We start from the raw sequence: 17,093 nt of genomic DNA, 5'->3' as shown, positions 1-17,093 counted from the left end.
AGCGTCGCCGAGTCGAAGCGTCCCCGGTCCATGGCGCGCTGCATGTCGAGGACGGTCGCGCGGTCGAGGTCCAGTCCGCGCAGGAGGGTGCCTGCCGGTGGCGTGGCCGCCTCGTGAGCGTGCGCCGGGGCGGCCACGGACAGCCCGACGGCGAGTGTCATCGCGGCCAGCCATCGCGCGGGGTGTGTGGGAGTCATGGATGATCAGCGTAGCGATCATGCTTTCTATTGAAAATATTCCTAACTAATGCTTTTGGCTGATGTGCCGGTCGTGGCGGTATCCGCCCCCACACCTCTGGCCTCGCGTCCGTCGGGCACCGATCGGGTGCTCCCCTCAGACGACCGGCTCGCCGATGCCCAGCAGGTTCCCCTCGCTGTCACGGAACCAGGCACCGCGTTCGCCCCGCGCGCCCTTGCTCGGGTAGTTCCCCTCGATCTCCGCGATCCCGTCCCTCGTTCGAAACCCGGGGACGTCGACCTCTTCGAACACCACGCCGCGCCGTTTGAGCTCCGACACGACCGTCTCGATGTCGTCGACCTCCCAGGCCATCTGGGTGAAGGTGCCGGGCGAGGCTCCCGTCGATCGGAACACGACGAACTCCGAGCCTCCGCACCGATACAGCAGCCCACCGGGCCGTTCGTCCACGGGCTCCAGACCGAGCTGCTCGGAGTAGAAACGCCGTGCCCGGTCCAGGTCCTGGGCCGGAAGCCTGGTCGCCACACGTCCCCGGGCCAGAATGTTCCTGTCGTCTGCGTTCATGTCTCCACTGTGCCGTTCCGACACCGCATCGGCGCGGGTAGACACGCATCGACGTGGTTCCTTACCGTCGGCGCAGGAGTGCTCGCCGCCTCGATGCTTCCCTCTCGGTCCACGCCAGGACATCCCCCTGCAGTACGAGCTCGCCGACACCTTCACCGTCTGCGACCACTACTTCTGCTCCGTGCTGTCCTCAACCAGCCCCAACCGCAACTACCACGTCAGCGGCCACACCGGCTACGAACCCGGCACCACCAAACGCGCCATCGACAACGCCGCCTACAGCGAGAACACCCACACCGGATACACCTGGTCCAACGCCGGAGAGATCCTCGAGACCGCAGGCCACTCATGGCGCGTCTACCACGTATAGGACAACTACCGGTTGTAACGATCGCTCACTTCGGTGCTGGCTGTAGCCGGTTGGGGCGATCGGCTGCCGCAGCCCTCCTCCGTCGGGCCTTGCCATCGGATGATGCAGGCTCCCAGCGCGATACCGAGGGCATCGACCAGCAGGCGGCGTTTCGCCCTGAGGACCTTCCTATCGCCGTGGCGACCGTGCAGGTCGCTAAGTTTGGCACCGCACACCCACTGATTGTCGATGACCTCAGCACGTGGTGTGAGATCGCACCCCTCACCGAACTGTTCCTGCTCGCGCAGCCTGACCAGGGCTTCCTCCTACACGCTGGCGATCCGCCATGGCGCCAGTAGTGAGACGGCTCGACAAAACCGTACACACGGAAACCTACCTTCCCGTCACCGAAAGGATCTTTACATAAACCCACAACACATGTGACGATCATTCGGTTTTGATACATCTGTTCGAAAGGATCGAGTGAACCCATCACGAACAGCGTCCGGCCCATTCGGCCGGACGCGCCGCCGGGCTGCCCTGATCGCGGCCCTGACGATGCCGCTCTCGCTGATGAGCGCACCCGCGACCGCCCAGGCCCCCACGCCACCCCCCACCACCTCTCCCGCCCCTCTCGTCCCTGAGACGCCGCCGAGCGCCCCCGTCACGCCCACTGGCAAGGCGCTGGCGCAGGCCAAGAAGGACAACCGGCGCGTCGAGATCGAGTCGCTGCGCTCGGAGAGCACCACCTACTACGCCAACCCCGACGGTAAGACGCTGCGGATGGAGCAGTACCTGGAGCCCATCCGGGTCAAGAACGCCGGCGGCGACGGCTTCACCCCGGTCGACACCACCCTCGTCGAGGCGGACGGAGTCATCAGGCCCAAGGCGTCCCAAGGCGGCCTGACGCTGTCCGCCGGCGGCAACACCGAAGCGATCAAGAGCAAGAGCGGCGACATCGCCGCCCGGATCGACGCTCCGCGCACGTTGCCCAAGCCCACGCTCAACGGCAGCACCGCCACCTACTCCTCCGCCTACGGCAAGGGCGTCGATCTGGTCGTCACCGCCACCGCGACCGGGTTCCGCCAGCAGATCGTCATCCGCCAGCGCCCCGCCGGACCGGTGACCTTCCGCGTCCCCGTGGATCTGCCCAAGGGCATCTCCTTCGGCAGGAACCCCAAGGGGCAGCCGGCGCTGAAGAGCCAGGACGGCAAGCACAGTCTCGACATCCGGCCCGCGGCGCTGCTGGACGCGGCCGCGGCCGACGCGGACGCCGACCTCGGCGCCGTCCGGGTCGGCAGGGCGCAGGTGAGCCTGGACGGTTCGGCGCTGGTGTACAGTCCCGACCCGGCCTTCCTCGCCGACCCGGCGACGACGTTCCCGGTGACCATGGCCGCCGTCGACGACGACTGGTACGAGTGCACTCTGGGCGACGCAGCCAATCCCTGCCCTGCCGGCGATCCCATGGACACCTACATCAACGACGTGGACCTCACCGACAGCTGGGACATGCACTACCGCGACCAGATGTGGGTCGGCAAGTCCTACGCCAGTAACATCGCCAAGCGCTGGCGCGCCTACATCCAGTTCCCGCTCCCCCCGTCAGGCGACCCGTTCTGGGGCTCCACAGTCCAGAACGCCGACCTGGAGCTGTGGAACTACCTGTCCAACGACTGCGGCCAGTACGTCGGATCCGGGATCACCGCCCGGCGGGTCATCTCCGACTGGGACCATCTGACCCTGCAGTGGAACGCCCAGCCGTCGGTCACCAGCACGGGCGCGGACACCGAGTACGGGGCCTACAGCCCCGACTGCTCCGGTTCGATGAACTACGAGCACGATCTCATCCACTCGGTCGACGACATCGTCCAGGAATGGGCAGACGGGGAAGCGAACTACGGGTTCCAGCTCACCGCGGGTAACGAATCCGAACTGCGAAACTGGCGCCGCTACCGCAGCCGGGAGCAGACCAGCGGCTATCCCGCCCACGGCCCCCGGCTCACAGTCGACTTCGAACCGCCGACACCTCCGCGCCAGGAGACGGTGGTCACCACCTCACGTGAGCCGCTCACCTCGATTCCTGAATACGAGGAAGCTCTCGCCAGGTCCGTCTACGTGCCGGAACCCGGCGATCCGATCGACCCGCTGAGCGATGAGCTGATCGCTGCAAACGAAGGGCGGCGAGACGGTGAAGGCACCTTGATCGGAACCGACAAACTCTCCCCTGAGCTGCCTTATCCCGGCGACAGCGACGACACCACGAATCCAGAGGGTGATGACACGACACCGCCGCGGGTGCTGGCGACAGAGCCGGCCAGCGACGCCACTGATGTCTCCCTGGGCTCCCAGGTGCGGGTGACGTTCTCTGAGGAGATCTTCGATCCACAGTTCGTGGTGAAGAGCATGCAAGGCGTCCAGATCCAGGGCACCACCACGCTGGACGACACGAAGAAGGTCGCAACTTTTGCTCCTGCGCAGCCACTCCGCCCCGGCACAACGTATGCCGCCACGGTGTCGGAAGCGATCGATATGTGGGAGAACGCGATGATTCCCCATACCTGGTCCTTCACCACGCTGCAGCAGGCCGCAGGCCATTGGAAGTTCGACGAGGGAAACGGCGCCACGGCTGCGGACTCCTCCGGGAATGATCACGACGCGAGTCTGAACGAGACAGCAGCGTGGATCGCTGGCAAGAGCGGGAACGCGGTCTCCAACGTGCCGTCGCAGGCGCGGATCGCCGCCTCCCGGGCGGCGGCCAAGCAGAGCAAGGCCGTCGAAGTTGCCGACGAGACGACCGCGACCCGCATCACCTACGCCCAGCCGGATGGGAAGAGTTTCAAGACCGAGGTCACGACCGGTCCGGTGCGAACCAGGCAGGGCAGTGGCTGGGTGCCGATCGACACCACTCTGGCCGAGCAGGGTGGCAAGTTGCGGGCCAAGGCTCTCGCTGAGGGCGCCGTGGTCGAGGTCTCGGCCGGTGGCATAGATCCGTTCGTGAAGATGACGGCGGATGGGAAGTCGTACGCACTGCGCTGGCCGACGCCGCTGCCCAAGCCGACCGTCAAGGGCAGCGTGGCCACCTACACCGACGCCGCAGGTGTGGGTAGCGACCTGGTGGTGACGGCGTTGCCGACCGGGTTCCGGCATGAGGTGGTGCTGCGGCAGCGGCCCGTCAAACCGCTGCAGTTGCGTATCGGCGTCGACGACGAGGGCCTGACCCTGACCAAGGGCAAGGGCGGCCGACTGCTACTGAAGGGCAACGACAAGAAGCTGGTCGCCTCGGCGTCACCGTTGGCCATGCGGGACGGCGGCGGCAAGGGCCGGTTCGCGTCGGCCAAGCGCGGCAAGGCCGGTACAGGCATGGTCACCAAGAACGGCCGTACGGAGCTGGTGGTCAAGCCGGACCAGGCGTTCCTGGCCGACACCGCCACCGTCTACCCGGTGCGCGTGGCCGCGGCGGTCACGCTGCCGCTCGGCGCCGACGTCGAAGTCACCACCTACGACACGGTCGACCTACCCGCGTTGCCTGACAACCAGTACCTCACCGTCGGCACCATGACGGGCGGGTTCAAGTCGCGGGCGCACCTGCGGTTCGACACCACGAGCCTGCAGGGCAGCACGGTGACCGCCGCCACGCTGTCGATGAACACCATCGACGCCCACAACTGCGGCCCCGCGCTCACCAACGGCATCCAGGTCGCCCGCCTGACCAGCACCTGGAACCCGGACAACCTGTACTGGGCCAACAAGCCCGCCCACACCACCGAGGACGCCTCCACCAACTTCAAGGGCGTCAACCAGGACTGCGAGCCCTGGCCGGACAGCATGGACTGGAACGTCACCGGCATCGCCCAGGACTGGGCCGCCGGCGCCGCCAACCACGGCCTGGTGCTCAAGTCGCCCGGCGAGACGAACGTCAACAACTACCGGACGTTCACCTCCTCCGAAGACACCGAATTCAACATCCCGCCGAAGCTGACCATCACCACCAGCGGCCCCGCGTCCGCACCCACCGCCACCAACCTGGCCATCACCCCGGCCCAGGCCGGCGGCGGCACCACCACGGTCACCTCGCTCACCCCGCAGCTCGCCGCCACCGTCACCGACACCGCGAGCGGCAACCTCACCGGCCAGTTCGAGGTCGAGCACGACCCGGCCGCACCCGCCGGGCAGGGCACCGGCCAGATCTGGACCGCCACCTCCACCGCCGTCACCTCCGGCAGCCCGGCCACGGTCACCGTCCCGGCCGCCAAGCTGGCCGACGGCTGGAAGGTGCGCTGGCGCGCCCGCGCGGCCAACACCACCGCCGCCACCACCTCGGCGTGGTCGGCCTGGCAGACGGCCACGGTCGACGTACCCAACCCGACGGTCGGCGCCTTCCAGGTCACCCCCTCCCAGCAGGTGAACGGCACGACCGTGACCACCAGCCTGACGCCGGCCCTGCACACCACGGTCACCGACCCGGCCGCCCAGCCGGTCCGGGCGGAGTTCGAGGTCGAGCACGACCCGGCCGCACCTCCCGGGCAGGGCGCCGGCCAGATCTGGACCGGCACCGTCAACGACGTCGCCTCCGGCGCCCAAGCCTCGGCGGCCGTCCCCGGCGGGAAGCTGACCGACGGGTGGAAGGTGCGCTGGCGAGCCCGGGCGGTCAACACCGCCACCACCGTCGGCTCGCCCTGGTCGGACTGGCAGAACCTGACCGTGGACGTGCCGGACCCGGTCTCCGAACCGGCCGTGGGCGCGCTCCAGGTCACCCCGTCCCAGCAGGTGGACGGCACCACCGTCACCCCCACCCGCACCCCGGCACTGCTGGTCCAGGTGAGCGACCCGACAGGAAAGCCGCTGCGGGCCGAGACCGAGATCGAGCACGACCCGGCCGCACCCGCCGGGCAGGGCACCGGCCAGATCTGGGCCGGCGGCGCCGACAACGTCCCGGCCGACACCCAGGCGAGCATCGCCGTACCGGCGAACACGCTGACCGACGGCTGGAAGGTGCGCTGGCGGGCCCGCGCGGTCTCCCCCACCGCCGCTTCGGCTTGGTCGGACTGGCAGTCCTTCACCGTCAGCCTGCCCAAGCCCACCGCCACCGGCCTGACGGTCACCCCGTCGAAGGTGGTGGACGGCGTGACGGTGACCACCACGCTCACCCCCACGCTGCAGGCCACCCTCACCCACCCGACCGGCCAGGCGCTGCGCGCCGAAGCCGAGATCGAGCACGACCCGACCGCACCCGCCGGGCAGGGCACCGGCCAGATCTGGGCCGGCGCCGTGGACGGCGTCGCCTCCGGCACCCAGGCGAGCATCACCGTACCGGCGGACATGCTGACCGACGGCTGGAAGGTGCGCTGGCGCCTGCGCGCCGTCTCCGAGCAGGCCGCCTCGGCCTGGTCAGACTGGCAGCAGATCACCGTCGATGTCACCCAGCCGGGCGAGGAGCCCCTGGCCCAGACCTCCGGGCCGGTGATCCGCACCGACCAGAGCTTCACCGCCGCTGCCTGGCTGCGCTGGAGCGACAAGGACGGCGTCTACACCGTCCTTGAGCAGAAGGGCACCCACCAGGCACCCTTCCGGCTCGGCAACACCGCCGATCATGGTCTGGTGTTCACCCTCACCAGCGCCGACGCCGCCGGTGCAACGGTGGAGGGCGTACTGTCCGGGATCGAGCCGCCCGTGGATGAGTGGTTCCACCTGGCGGGCGTATACGACGCGGACACTCGTACGGCCACCTTGTATCTGAACGGTACACAGGCCGGGACCGCGCAGTTGTCCTTCCCCGCCTGGAACGCCCAGGCCCCGCTACGGATCGGCGCAGCGATGGCAGGGAGCATCGACGAGGTTCAAATCTACCAACGCCCCTTTAGCGCTGATGAGGTCGCCAATGTGATGGCCCCGGCTCCGACGCCTGTGGCTGTGCCCGCACCGCAGAAGACCGCGTCTACCCAGGCCGCGGCTGCGACCAGCGACTTTGATTACGAGCGCATCAATCTGCAAACATGCCAGGTCAGCGGAAGCGAAGCCGGGCATGGCGAGTACGATGCGCGAATCCGCGAGCTGCCGTACAACTCCTGCTGGTCCTCCTACCTCCAAGTAAACGACTACGTAGAGGACGAGTCGAGCGGCAGATTGGTGAAAGCCGGCTGTAAGAGTGTATTCAAGAATCCGGTCCTAAAATGGGCCTGCAAGCAGGTTGCTGAGCCGTTCGATGAAGACCTTGCCCTCCGCTTCCGGGCCACGGTAGTCATCCACAGTTATCTCGGAAACGCGACCGGGACCGGTGTGGTGGATGGGGCTGGAACCGGCATCAAGCCGACGGATATGAAGATGTTCATCCAGCTCGATGATTTCGCGCTCATCGGTGAAGACGGGCGCGTGGTCAAGCCCGGGAACCAGTTGAGTGGTATGCCTATCACAACGAGGCTATATATTCCGGATCCTCCTTTCACAGATGAGGGCTGCACTACTGGCGACGGAGAGAAGAAGAAGGATATCTCTACCTGGCAATCCAGCTCGTACGATATCTTCAACATTCGAACGACCATCGATCATCCGGGCGTAGTCACCTGCGCGCTCCATCCCGAGGTCGTGCTTTACACCGACCTTGGGCTGGAGTGGTTGCGCCTGCCCCTCTTCAGTCAGAAGGTCATTGACGTCAAGGGTGAGTGGGTCGGCGTCGCACGCGAGGGTGAGGGTGTGCCCGCGGGCTGGAAGCGGTGGATGCCCCACTTCCGCTGCGACAGCCTCGCGTTCGGCGCGGGTGACTCGCAGGTCGAAGATCGCGTCGGCGGCTGCATCAACACCAGGTCGAAACGCGTATTCGTCATGTCCACGCAAAGTGGCACTGAATTCCCAGAAGTGGCTCAGCACATCAAGGACGCCCTCAACCCCGCAACGAACAAGAATACCAACCCGCCTAAACGTGAAGGGGAGTACGAGGTCCCGAATCCGCCAAGCAGGAATATCCTTGGCAATGAGCAGCCCAAGAAAATCCCGGGAAACTGGGCGGCTCCTGCCGGGAGCGATGCAGGCGAACCACTACACAGGACCACCAGCAAGATCAGGAATATGTCTAACCGGCTCGTCTTCTCACGACGTGCCTTCATTGCCGACCGCGGCGACGTGAAAGACTATGTATGGCCGGATAATCCGGGAACCAACTATTGCAAATACTATCAATGGGAAAAGTACATTGCCCCCAGGGCCAACTGGAGCGACCTGAACTGTGACGAGTATCCATTCGCAGCCACATTAGAGGGAGCCGCGAGCACCGAGTGGGACTTCTCGATTCGTACGCTCAACGCAAAACAAAACCGAGACCAGGGTAATGCCTTGAATAGATTCTACGCCGAGTTCCGAGTCGGCAATGAGAACTCTTTCTGGGTGATGATCGAGTAGTAATCGATGTAGCGCTTTGATGCCGGGTTCGAGACTGATCTCGAACCCGGCACTCATGCGCAATTAAAGCATGGTCGCGGCGATCAGGGTCCCAACAAACCGGAGGCAATATCATTCCAGGCGCCCCAGTAGGTCAAGAACACTAAGCAGTGATCACGTCTACCACCCACCAAAGAAAGAGCAGCAGCACATCACTCCTTACCTGATTAGCCTTGATTCGCAGCTTTTCAACTTCGAGACGGGCGTGCCCTCATTTAGGCGCCGATCCCGAGCTCGTACGCTATGAGGTCCCAGAAACACGTGTAACGACTGGCGCCGGCTAGCCAAGGCGCGAGATACCAGGCTTCCCACTCACCTTCAGGAGTTTTGACGTGGGGGTTGAGGAGAACGACTCCGTCGTCCCAATACCCGGCTAGAAGGGTATCGGATACATACTCCCCTCTCATGTTGCCGGAGACTTGCTCGTGTCCGTAGACGAAGTAGAGCTCGTCGGACACGCTCCATGAGTTCTCGGGCTTGGGTGCTGACCAGCTCTCGGCGACCGAGGGGGCGACATCACGAAGCCAGCCGACTTCCTCGACACGCAGCAGGCGGCAGTCATCGGCGTTACCCCACCCATTGGCGAACAGGAGAAACTGCCGGTAACTCGGCGGCAGCTTCATGCCCAATTGCTCTTCAAGCTGGCGGACCTTTGCCTCGGTAGCTGGGGGATGCAGATCGCTGTCAGTGTTCAACGCTGAGCGATCAGGGCCTTCGGTCGCCGAATGCCTTGCGGGGAAGCGTTCAGACCATGCGTATTGGGCACTCATGGTGAAGAAGATATCCCGTTTCGAGTGGCTGCTACATGTGCAGCACAAAGCTAGGGCTGCCCCTCCCGATAACCTCCAGGTGTGGGACATACGCGAGATGATCAAGACATTGCTCTATCGATGCTTAGCATCGCCGCAGGTCACCCAGCACACCGGATCACAGGAGCGCCGCTCTCCTAAGATGGGTGTCTTTAGCCGATGGTGCGGCGGTAGCGCTTCGCGCCGTCGTCCGGCGCGGCGTGCCCGCCCGCGCCGGACCGGCATCGGGGCCGGGCATGCGGCCCTGGCGGCCGGTCCCGTCCCGCGCCGTCCAGCACGGGCGGGCAGACCACGCCGCCCACCGCACCGAGCATCCGCCACACCGAACGAACCCGCCGACCGTGGTACGCGCTGCTGCCCGCCGAGCTGTCATGTGCCGAGCAACGCTGTCTTGCACTCCCGTGCAGTTACCCATGCCCGTAATCTTGTTCACGGTGTCACAGACCGGGCACATAACCTCGGTCTCCTTCTCCTCGTACGCCATAGGCCGTCTCCTGTCGGTGAGTCGGGAAAGAGCAGGCTGCCGCCCCCGCTTCCGGCGCTCAGGCCTGGCGGCCTTGCGCTCCGGGCCGGGTTGCCATGGAACGACGCGGGGAGAGATGATCACGGGGTTCTCTGACCAGGTGCGGCGACACGGATACGGGGAAGGCCATGCCGCCGCACCAGCTTGTAAGGGCCCTCTCGCCTACCGTGCCCGCCCGGTCAGCAGGGCCGTCCAGACGGTTCGCGCTTCGGCGATCGGCCAACACGGGGTCTCGTGCACCTCATGGCCGGTGTCGAGTTGGACGACGCGCCGGATGAACGCCTGCCCACCGCCCTCGCACAGCTCATACGCCGTCGCCCGGCAACCGCATGTCCAGGCAGTCGACCGTACCCGCTCCAACGCCCGGTACGGCTGTCGCCAGTCCAGCCGTGTGCAACCGGTCTGCGCCATGGCCACGTGGGGGCTCAGGCATCTCACGATCACGACGCGTCCCCGGCGGTCTGCTCTCGCCGAGACTGTCCCTCGCGCAGCCGGGCGCAGAGAAACGCCACCCGGTAGGCGGTCTGGCGCAGGTCGTCGGCCCGGCAGTAGGTGTGCATCGGGTATCGGCGGCGTTCGTCCCAGCCCACGCGCCACCAGAACCACTCCCCGTTGCACCACACCAGCAAGCCAGACTGGACCGCCACCAAAGCCAGCCCGTAGCCGCCATGGACATCGGAGCGGAGACGATGGGTGGCGGCCAGGACGCGGCACAGCCGCCGGGCCACCTCCACCGCACGGTCGTCATGCGGCACAGGTCTGTTCATGGCTTGCGCCCCACCCCGCCGCACACCCACTTACGGCGATCCTCGTCAAGGACGGGGCAGAACGGATCGTCGGGACGCCAGTCCGACACCTGCACCACCCCGGGGTCGACCAAGGCCAAGCCGTCGAACATGCGCCCGATCTCCTCGGCCGTGCGCAGCGTGACGGGAGCGTTGGCGTCCCGGTACTGCGCAGCGGCCTCCCGCAGACCGGGACGCTCCTCCACATGCGAGACGACCAGATACGAGCCCGCAGGCAACGCCTCCATCACCGTGGCGACGATCCCATACGGATCTTCGGCATCGGTGACGAAGTGCAACACCGCCACCAGCAGCACACCCACCGGCCGCGACAGATCCAGGAGACCGAGTGCGTCGACTGCGGTAAGGATCTTCTCCGGTGCCCGCACATCCTGCCGGATCGCCCAGGTGTGATCGTCGGTGGCCAGCAGCGCCCGCGCGTGCGTCAGCACCACCGGGTCATGATCGACGTAGACCGTCCGCGCCGCCGGGTTGATCTTCTGAGCGACCTGGTGCACGTTCTCCTGCGTGGGCAGGCCCGCGCCGACGTCAAGGAACTGGTCGATGCCCGCCTCGGCAGCCAGGTAGCGCACTGCTCGCCCGAGAAAGGCCCGGTTCTCCTGTGCCATGACGAACACCTCAGGAGCGTGCTCCCGCACCCGCTCGGCACAGATCCGGTCGATGTGGAAGTTGTCCTTGCCGCCCAGGAAGTAGTCATACATCCGCGCGATGTTCGGAACCCTGATGTCCAGGCGCTGGCCGACCGTGAGCCGGTAGAGCCACTCCTGTTCGTCGAGCAGTTCGGTCAGCCCGGCGGCGGTCGCGGCGTCCACGGTCTGCTGGAGACCCTGCTCAGCGGCGTCGTCGGAGATCGCCTGCAGGCGGGAGGCGTGCCAGCCTGCAGGTTGCATGTGTTCGTTCGTCCCGCGCCACATCCGCCAGCGCGGGAAGCGGGCACGCAGGCGACGCAAGGTTTCATCGTCGTCTGCGTCCCAGTAGTGCAGATCACTCGTGTCCCTGAATGCCATGACGACGACGTTAGAAAGGACACGACGCAACAACCACGGACAGGAATTCGGAGATTACTCGCTTTGATCTTTCTAGCCGTACACCGTGTACGGCTAGAAAGGTGTCTAGTCCTGGAACGCCTGAACCAGGGTCCTCACAGGCCCAGAAAGTCGGGATTTGCGCTCAGCAATGTCGTTTGCCAGCGATTGCGCGAATCCCTGGTGACGGAACCATTCTGGCGAAAGGTCGTGAGCCCGATTGGCCACCTCAACGGCCTTTTCCGTACGCCTGCGATCCAGCAGAGAACGAGCCTCGTTGAGCAGATGCCGCCCGTATTGCACCTTGAAAAGGCTATCTGGGTTGACGTTCGCCGACGCCTTGAGTGCCTGGTCAGGCTTGTTGAGTGCCGTCATGATGTGAGCGGTCTGGACTGCGACATGCGACGGCCCGAACGAGACCCAGTAGTCGTGACGGTCGGCACCCACACGAGCCGCTCCAGCGGACGCGATGCGGAGGTACTCCTCTGCCCGCTCGGCGTCTGCACGCGCACCCGAGGCGACCGCCGCGTTCAAGATCAGCCCACCCCATGCCGTGATCTGCTGAGGCGGCGACTTCGACATGGACGGTTCGATCTCGTCGGCCGCCGTCACTGCCAGCCGTTCGGCCTCGTCGAGTCGGCCCTGATGCAGCATGACCCATGAGTACGTCCCGTACAGCGTGGCCAGCCGGGAACGGTCGTTGCCATCCTTGGCCGCATGGATCGCACGCTCGGCAGCAACAGCCGCCGCGTCATCACGTCCGGTGTGGACCAGCAGGCAGGCCGCGAGTTGCCAGGCATGGGCAAGGGCTGGCGCCCCCGCCTCCGAGTCGGCAGCGTGAAGCAGTCGAGCCTCGTTGATCAGGCCGGGAAGGCCAGCGGCCAAGGCCCCGAACTCCCCGCTGAAGTACGCGCCGTACGCACGTTCGACCAGTTGCCAGAGGTCGGCAGCGGTGGCCGGTTCTCCGTCGTGGTCAGGGTGGAGCCCCGGCAGCAGACTGAGGTTGAGCACGGCATCACGGATGGTCAGCACCGCAGCGCCGGGCACCCGATCGAGCGAAGGTTTCTTTCCAGCGATAACGCCAGGGTCGACGTCCAGCGCCCGAGCGAGTTTCACCATGGATGCCCAAGACATGGATTCCCTGACATTTCGCTCCAGGAGCGAGAGAAGGTCAACGCTCAATCCCGCCAAGCTTGCGAGTTCTTGCTGACTGTAACCACGCTCCAGCCGTAACTTACGGAGGCGTTCACCAACTGTGGTGCTCCCGTGCATGCCGCTACTCCTCGTTGTCGTGGCCCGCCCTCAGCGTAAGGCGTATCACTTCCTATGGTGCGGCTAAAAACAATCAAGTGGCCTCGGCTCCACTCCGTTCCCGGGCAATCCTGCGAGCCGTCTCGATCCACTGGCGGGTCAGTTCAGCCCAGAAAGCTTCGCCGTGTCGGGTGAAGCGCCACTCGGACAGGCTGATCGTCGTGTCTTCGACGGGATCGGGCAGGCCAAGAGCCAGCCGAGCCTGTTCGGCGCGGTGGTCGGTCCGTGCCTGCCGGAGGCCTCCGAGGGGTGTGAAGTAGTGACGGCTCTTGGTTGAGAAGTGGCCGCCATACCCCAGCATGTGAGTCCGCTGCCGCAATAGACGTCCCGGTAGGTGCTGCGGGGATCGCCGAAGACGAAGCACGAGTAGATCATCCGTCGCGTGTGCCCGGTTGCCGGGGAGGTGGACAGGCATGGGCGGGGTGGGCAACGGGTGCTTCGGCGGAGTGGCAGCACCACGGGCGGGCGGAGGTGGCCCGGTGGGCGCGGCAGCCTGTGACTCCGCATCACGGATGGGGCGCAAGGTAGAAATCTTCTATCCGCCCCATAGGACGACAGGGTGTTCGCGTCATCTGATCGACACCCGCCGATAAAGGACTGGTTCCCTCGTGTTGAGAGCCTTCCGGCGTCCCTCAGCTGGAAGGAAGTCCCCTCATGTCCGAAGGTCCCTCGCGGCGGCGGTTCCTCACCGTCGGCGCAGGAGTGCTCGCCGCCTCGATGCTGCCGCCCTCGGTTCACCGGGCCATGGCGATGCAGGTGCCCGCGGGCGGCCTGTCCGCGATCAAGCACGTCGTGTTCCTCATGCAGGAGAACCGCTCGTTCGACCACTACTTCGGCACCCTGCGCGGCGTGCGCGGATACGGCGACCGCAACGCCATCCGCCTGCCGGGCGGCCACACGGTCTTCGAACAGCCCTCCACCAAGGGCCCCGTGCTGCCGTTCTCGGTCCGCGAGGCCGCCGGGCTCGTCGGCAAGGACCTGCAATGGATCTCCGCGCTGGCTCACGGCTGGAACGACGGCCAGGCAGCAGCCGCCAAGGGCTGGCACAACGGCTGGATCGGCGCCAAGACCCCGGCCACCATGACCCACTACGAACGCCAGGACATCCCCCTGCAGTACGAACTCGCCGACACCTTCACCGTCTGCGACCACTACTTCTGCTCCGTGCTGTCCTCCACCAGCCCCAACCGCAACTACCACGTCAGCGGGCACACCGGCTACGAACCCGGCACCACCAAACGCGCCATCGACAACTCCGCCTACAGCGAGAACACCCACGCGGGCTACACCTGGTCCAACGCCGGAGAGATCCTCGAGACCGCAGGCCACTCATGGCGCGTCTACCACGAATGGGACAACTACCAGGACTCCAACCTGGAGTTCTTCGCCCGGTTCCGGCAGATCGCCCGTAAGGCGCTGCTCGGTGACTTCAAGAGCATGGACTCCTTCTACGGCGCGGTGCTCTCGGCGGCCGAGCCGGAGCGGCAGCGGTTGCTGGCCCGGCTTGAGGAGGGTGTCGCTCAGCTGACCCCGCAGGAGCGTTCGCTGTTCGACCGGGCACTGCGGCGGGTGCCCGCCAAGACGCTGGCACAGGCCTTCAGGGCCGACGTGGAGGCCGGGAAGCTGCCCGCGGTGAGCTACATCGTGCCGTCCGCGGCCGACTCAGAGCATCCTTCGGCGTCGTCCCCGATCCAGAGCGCGCAGATCACCTACGACATCCTCGACGCGATCGCCTCGACCCCCGAGGTGTGGCAGTCGACCGCGTTGTTCATCACCTACGACGAGAACGACGGTTTCTTCGACCACATGCCGCCGCCGCTGCCGCCCGCCGAGCGGGCTGAGGAGTTCTACAACGGCAACCCGATCGGGCTTGGTGTGCGGGTGCCGATGACGGTCGTCTCGCCGTGGACCATCGGCGGGTACACCTGCTCGCAGATCTTCGACCACTCCTCGACCGTGCGGTTCCTGGAGACCTGGCTGGGGGTCGGCTTCCCCGACGTCTCCCCGTGGCGGCGCACGGTCTCCGGCGACCTCACCTCGGCCTTCGACTTCACCGCCGCCGGCCCGCGGCCCGTTCCCGCGAAGCCCGCCCCGGTGCCCGCCTTCACCGGGCGCTGGCGCCCCGCTCCCCCCGTCCAGCAGCAGCTGCCGCTGCAGGAGGAGGGCACCCGTCCCGCCAGGCCGCTGCCGTACCAGCTGAACTCGTGGGCCCGTCTGCTGGGCACCTCGCTGGAGCTGACCCTGGCCAACACGGGACGTGACAGCGCGCACCTGACGCTCTACCCGTACGCGGGCGAGTTCGGGCTCCCGCTGCAGCTGGACGTCCTGGGCGTCACCACCAGGACCGTCGAGGTGAAGGACCGCTACGACCTGGTCCTGACCGGTCCGAACGGCTTCCGCCGCGAGTTCGCCGGATCCCTCGCCGGGAAGGCCGCCAAGGTCCAGGTCCAGCAGGTGATCGACATCGACCCGAGGAAGGTCCGGATCGAGATCACCAACCTCGGCGACGATCGGCTGACCCTGAAGGTCCGGGCGAACGCCTACGGGGAGAAGGAGCAGACCGTTCCGCTGAGGGCGGGGCAGTACCGCCAGGTCGTCTGGCCGGTCGAGGCGTCGAACGGCTGGTACGACGTGCAGATCACCTGTGACGAGGACCCCTCGTACGCGCGCCGCCTGATGGGGCACGTCGAGAACGGCCGTCCCAGCGTCACCGGCTGACCTCACGGCCCGTTCCTTGCCGGGTAGGGACCTTGGCCCCTACCCGGCGGGGAAAAGAAGAGGTTAGCTTCGGAGCATGATTCGCGTGTTTCTCGTGGACGACCACGAGGTGGTACGGCGCGGCGTCGCCGCCCTGCTGGAGTCCGAGGACGACATCGAGGTCGTTGGGGAGGCGGGAACCGTGGAATCCGCCGTGGCCCGCATTCCGGCGCTCAGGCCGGATGTCGCGGTGCTGGACGTGCGCCTGCCCGATGGCAGCGGAATCGACGTGTGCCGCGAGGTGCGTTCGGCGACACCGGGGCTGGCCTGCCTGATGCTGACCTCGTTCGCCGACGACGACGCCCTGTTCACCGCGGTGATGGCGGGCGCGTCCGGGTACGTCCTGAAGCAGATCCACGGCTCCGACCTGATCGGCGCGGTGCGGACGGTGGCCTCCGGCCAGTCGCTGCTGGACCCGCAGACCACGGCGAGCATGCTGCAGCGGCTGCGCGATCAGGCCACCCGCAAGGACCCGGTCGAGGCATTGTCTGAGCAGGAACGCCACATCCTGGAGCTGATCGGTGAGGGCCTGACCAACCGGCAGATCGGCGAGCGGATGTTTCTCGCCGAGAAGACGGTGAAGAACTACGTGTCGAACCTGCTGGCCAAGCTCAACATGCAGCGCCGGACCCAGGTGGCCGCGCTGGCGGCGCGGATGAAGACGGACCGTGAGCGGTGACGGGATCCGGCCCCCTCGCGGGGTTCGTAGCGCTTTCTCCGGGGCGCAGGAGGTGAAGCTCGACTCCGGGACGGAGGAGGTGAAGCTCGACTCCGGGACGGAGGAGGTGAGGCTCGACTCCGGCGGTTCACGGGAGCTCTCCCGGCATGAGTGCCGGGAACTGCTCTCCTCCGCCGGGATCGGGCGGATCGTGTTCACCGACCGCGCCCTGCCCGCCGTACAGCCCGTCACCTTCTGCCTGGACGGCGAGGAGATCGTCATCCGCACCATGGCCGGGTCGAAGCTCGCGACGGCGGCGAGTGGCACCGTGGTCGCCTTCGAGGCCGACGAGTTCGACGCCGAGACACGCACCGGCTGGTCGGTCACCGTCGTCGGGCACGCGAGAGCCGTCTACGCTCCCGAGGAGATCGTCCGGCTGGAAGGACTCCCGCTGGCGCCGTGGACGCCCGGCGGACGCGACTACTTCATCACGATCCGGACCGGGCAGATCAGTGGCCTGCGCGTCCGGCACGGGGATCCGCTCGGCTGATCCCGTCTCCGTCCCGCGCGTTGGGGCCCTCCGCGGTCGGCTACCGTACCGGCGCGCTGTCGCAGAGCACCGTCCAGGCCCTGGTCACCCATTTCGGCTACACGGTGCAGACGGT

General features: G+C 66.4%; 14 protein-coding genes. 5 read left to right on the top strand and 9 right to left on the bottom strand.

Annotated features, from left to right (window positions below; all coding sequences use genetic code 11):
• The coding region (locus AB0395_RS45095) for a hypothetical protein (protein ID WP_366293536.1) at positions 1–197 on the bottom strand (197 nt) is incomplete at its 3' end.
• Positions 198–333: 136 nt separating this feature from the next.
• Positions 334–759, bottom strand: a complete 426-nt coding sequence (locus AB0395_RS45090; RefSeq protein WP_366293534.1) for a VOC family protein — start codon at positions 757–759, stop codon at positions 334–336.
• Here AB0395_RS45090 and AB0395_RS45085 point away from each other — a divergent pair.
• Together AB0395_RS45085 and AB0395_RS45080 are read left to right on the top strand one after the other, a co-directional pair.
• Positions 758–1,129: an alkaline phosphatase family protein gene (locus AB0395_RS45085; RefSeq protein WP_366293531.1), complete on the top strand. Its 372-nt coding sequence runs from the start codon at positions 758–760 to the stop codon at positions 1,127–1,129. The two genes, AB0395_RS45090 and AB0395_RS45085, sit on opposite strands and share 2 nt — an antisense overlap.
• 552 nt (positions 1,130–1,681) lie before the next feature.
• Positions 1,682–8,500 carry a DNRLRE domain-containing protein gene (locus AB0395_RS45080; protein ID WP_366293529.1) on the top strand — a complete coding sequence of 2,273 codons (6,819 nt, stop codon included), beginning with the start codon at positions 1,682–1,684 and terminating at the stop codon, positions 8,498–8,500.
• Between the two features lie 254 nt (positions 8,501–8,754).
• Here AB0395_RS45080 and AB0395_RS45075 read toward each other — a convergent pair whose 3' ends face one another.
• From AB0395_RS45075 to AB0395_RS45045, 7 genes are all read right to left on the bottom strand, one after another.
• Positions 8,755–9,309, bottom strand: a complete 555-nt coding sequence (locus AB0395_RS45075; protein WP_366293527.1) for an SMI1/KNR4 family protein — start codon at positions 9,307–9,309, stop codon at positions 8,755–8,757.
• A 191-nt stretch (positions 9,310–9,500) separates the two neighbouring features.
• Positions 9,501–9,662, bottom strand: a complete 162-nt coding sequence (locus tag AB0395_RS45070; RefSeq protein ID WP_366293524.1) for a hypothetical protein — start codon at positions 9,660–9,662, stop codon at positions 9,501–9,503.
• Positions 9,663–10,033: 371 nt separating this feature from the next.
• Positions 10,034–10,315 (bottom strand): hypothetical protein, encoded by a 282-nt coding sequence (locus tag AB0395_RS45065; RefSeq protein ID WP_366293522.1) that lies wholly within the window; start codon positions 10,313–10,315, stop codon positions 10,034–10,036.
• The gene (locus AB0395_RS45060; protein ID WP_366293520.1) at positions 10,312–10,638 is read right to left on the bottom strand and encodes a hypothetical protein; all 327 of its coding nucleotides are present in this window, start codon (positions 10,636–10,638) and stop codon (positions 10,312–10,314) included. The genes AB0395_RS45065 and AB0395_RS45060 overlap by 4 nt, the downstream gene beginning before the upstream one ends.
• The gene (locus tag AB0395_RS45055) at positions 10,635–11,684 is read right to left on the bottom strand and encodes an SAM-dependent methyltransferase (RefSeq protein WP_366293518.1); all 1,050 of its coding nucleotides are present in this window, start codon (positions 11,682–11,684) and stop codon (positions 10,635–10,637) included. Before AB0395_RS45055 ends, AB0395_RS45060 begins: the two co-directional genes overlap by 4 nt.
• A 105-nt stretch (positions 11,685–11,789) precedes the next feature.
• Entirely contained in the window at positions 11,790–12,974 is a 1,185-nt protein-coding gene (locus tag AB0395_RS45050; RefSeq protein ID WP_366293515.1) for a helix-turn-helix transcriptional regulator, read from the bottom strand.
• A 73-nt stretch (positions 12,975–13,047) separates the two neighbouring features.
• Positions 13,048–13,428, bottom strand: coding sequence for a replication initiator (locus AB0395_RS45045; protein ID WP_366293513.1), 381 nt, complete (start codon positions 13,426–13,428; stop codon positions 13,048–13,050).
• A 239-nt stretch (positions 13,429–13,667) separates the two neighbouring features.
• Here AB0395_RS45045 and AB0395_RS45040 point away from each other — a divergent pair, with 239 nt between their 5' ends.
• The 3 genes from AB0395_RS45040 (at position 13,668) to AB0395_RS45030 (ending at position 16,978) form a co-directional block, all read left to right on the top strand.
• Entirely contained in the window at positions 13,668–15,731 is a 2,064-nt protein-coding gene (locus AB0395_RS45040; protein WP_366293510.1) for a phosphocholine-specific phospholipase C, read from the top strand.
• A gap of 76 nt (positions 15,732–15,807) precedes the next feature.
• Positions 15,808–16,449, top strand: coding sequence for a response regulator transcription factor (locus AB0395_RS45035; RefSeq protein ID WP_366293507.1), 642 nt, complete (start codon positions 15,808–15,810; stop codon positions 16,447–16,449).
• Between the two features lie 52 nt (positions 16,450–16,501).
• A complete protein-coding gene (locus tag AB0395_RS45030; RefSeq protein ID WP_366293505.1) occupies positions 16,502–16,978 on the top strand; it encodes a pyridoxamine 5'-phosphate oxidase family protein in 477 nt (158 codons plus the stop codon).
• Positions 16,979–17,093 lie beyond the last annotated feature (115 nt).

This window comes from Streptosporangium sp. NPDC051023, assembly GCF_040689595.1.
Lineage (GTDB): Bacteria > Actinomycetota > Actinomycetes > Streptosporangiales > Streptosporangiaceae > Streptosporangium.
This window is presented reverse-complemented; position numbering and strand designations above follow the sequence as displayed.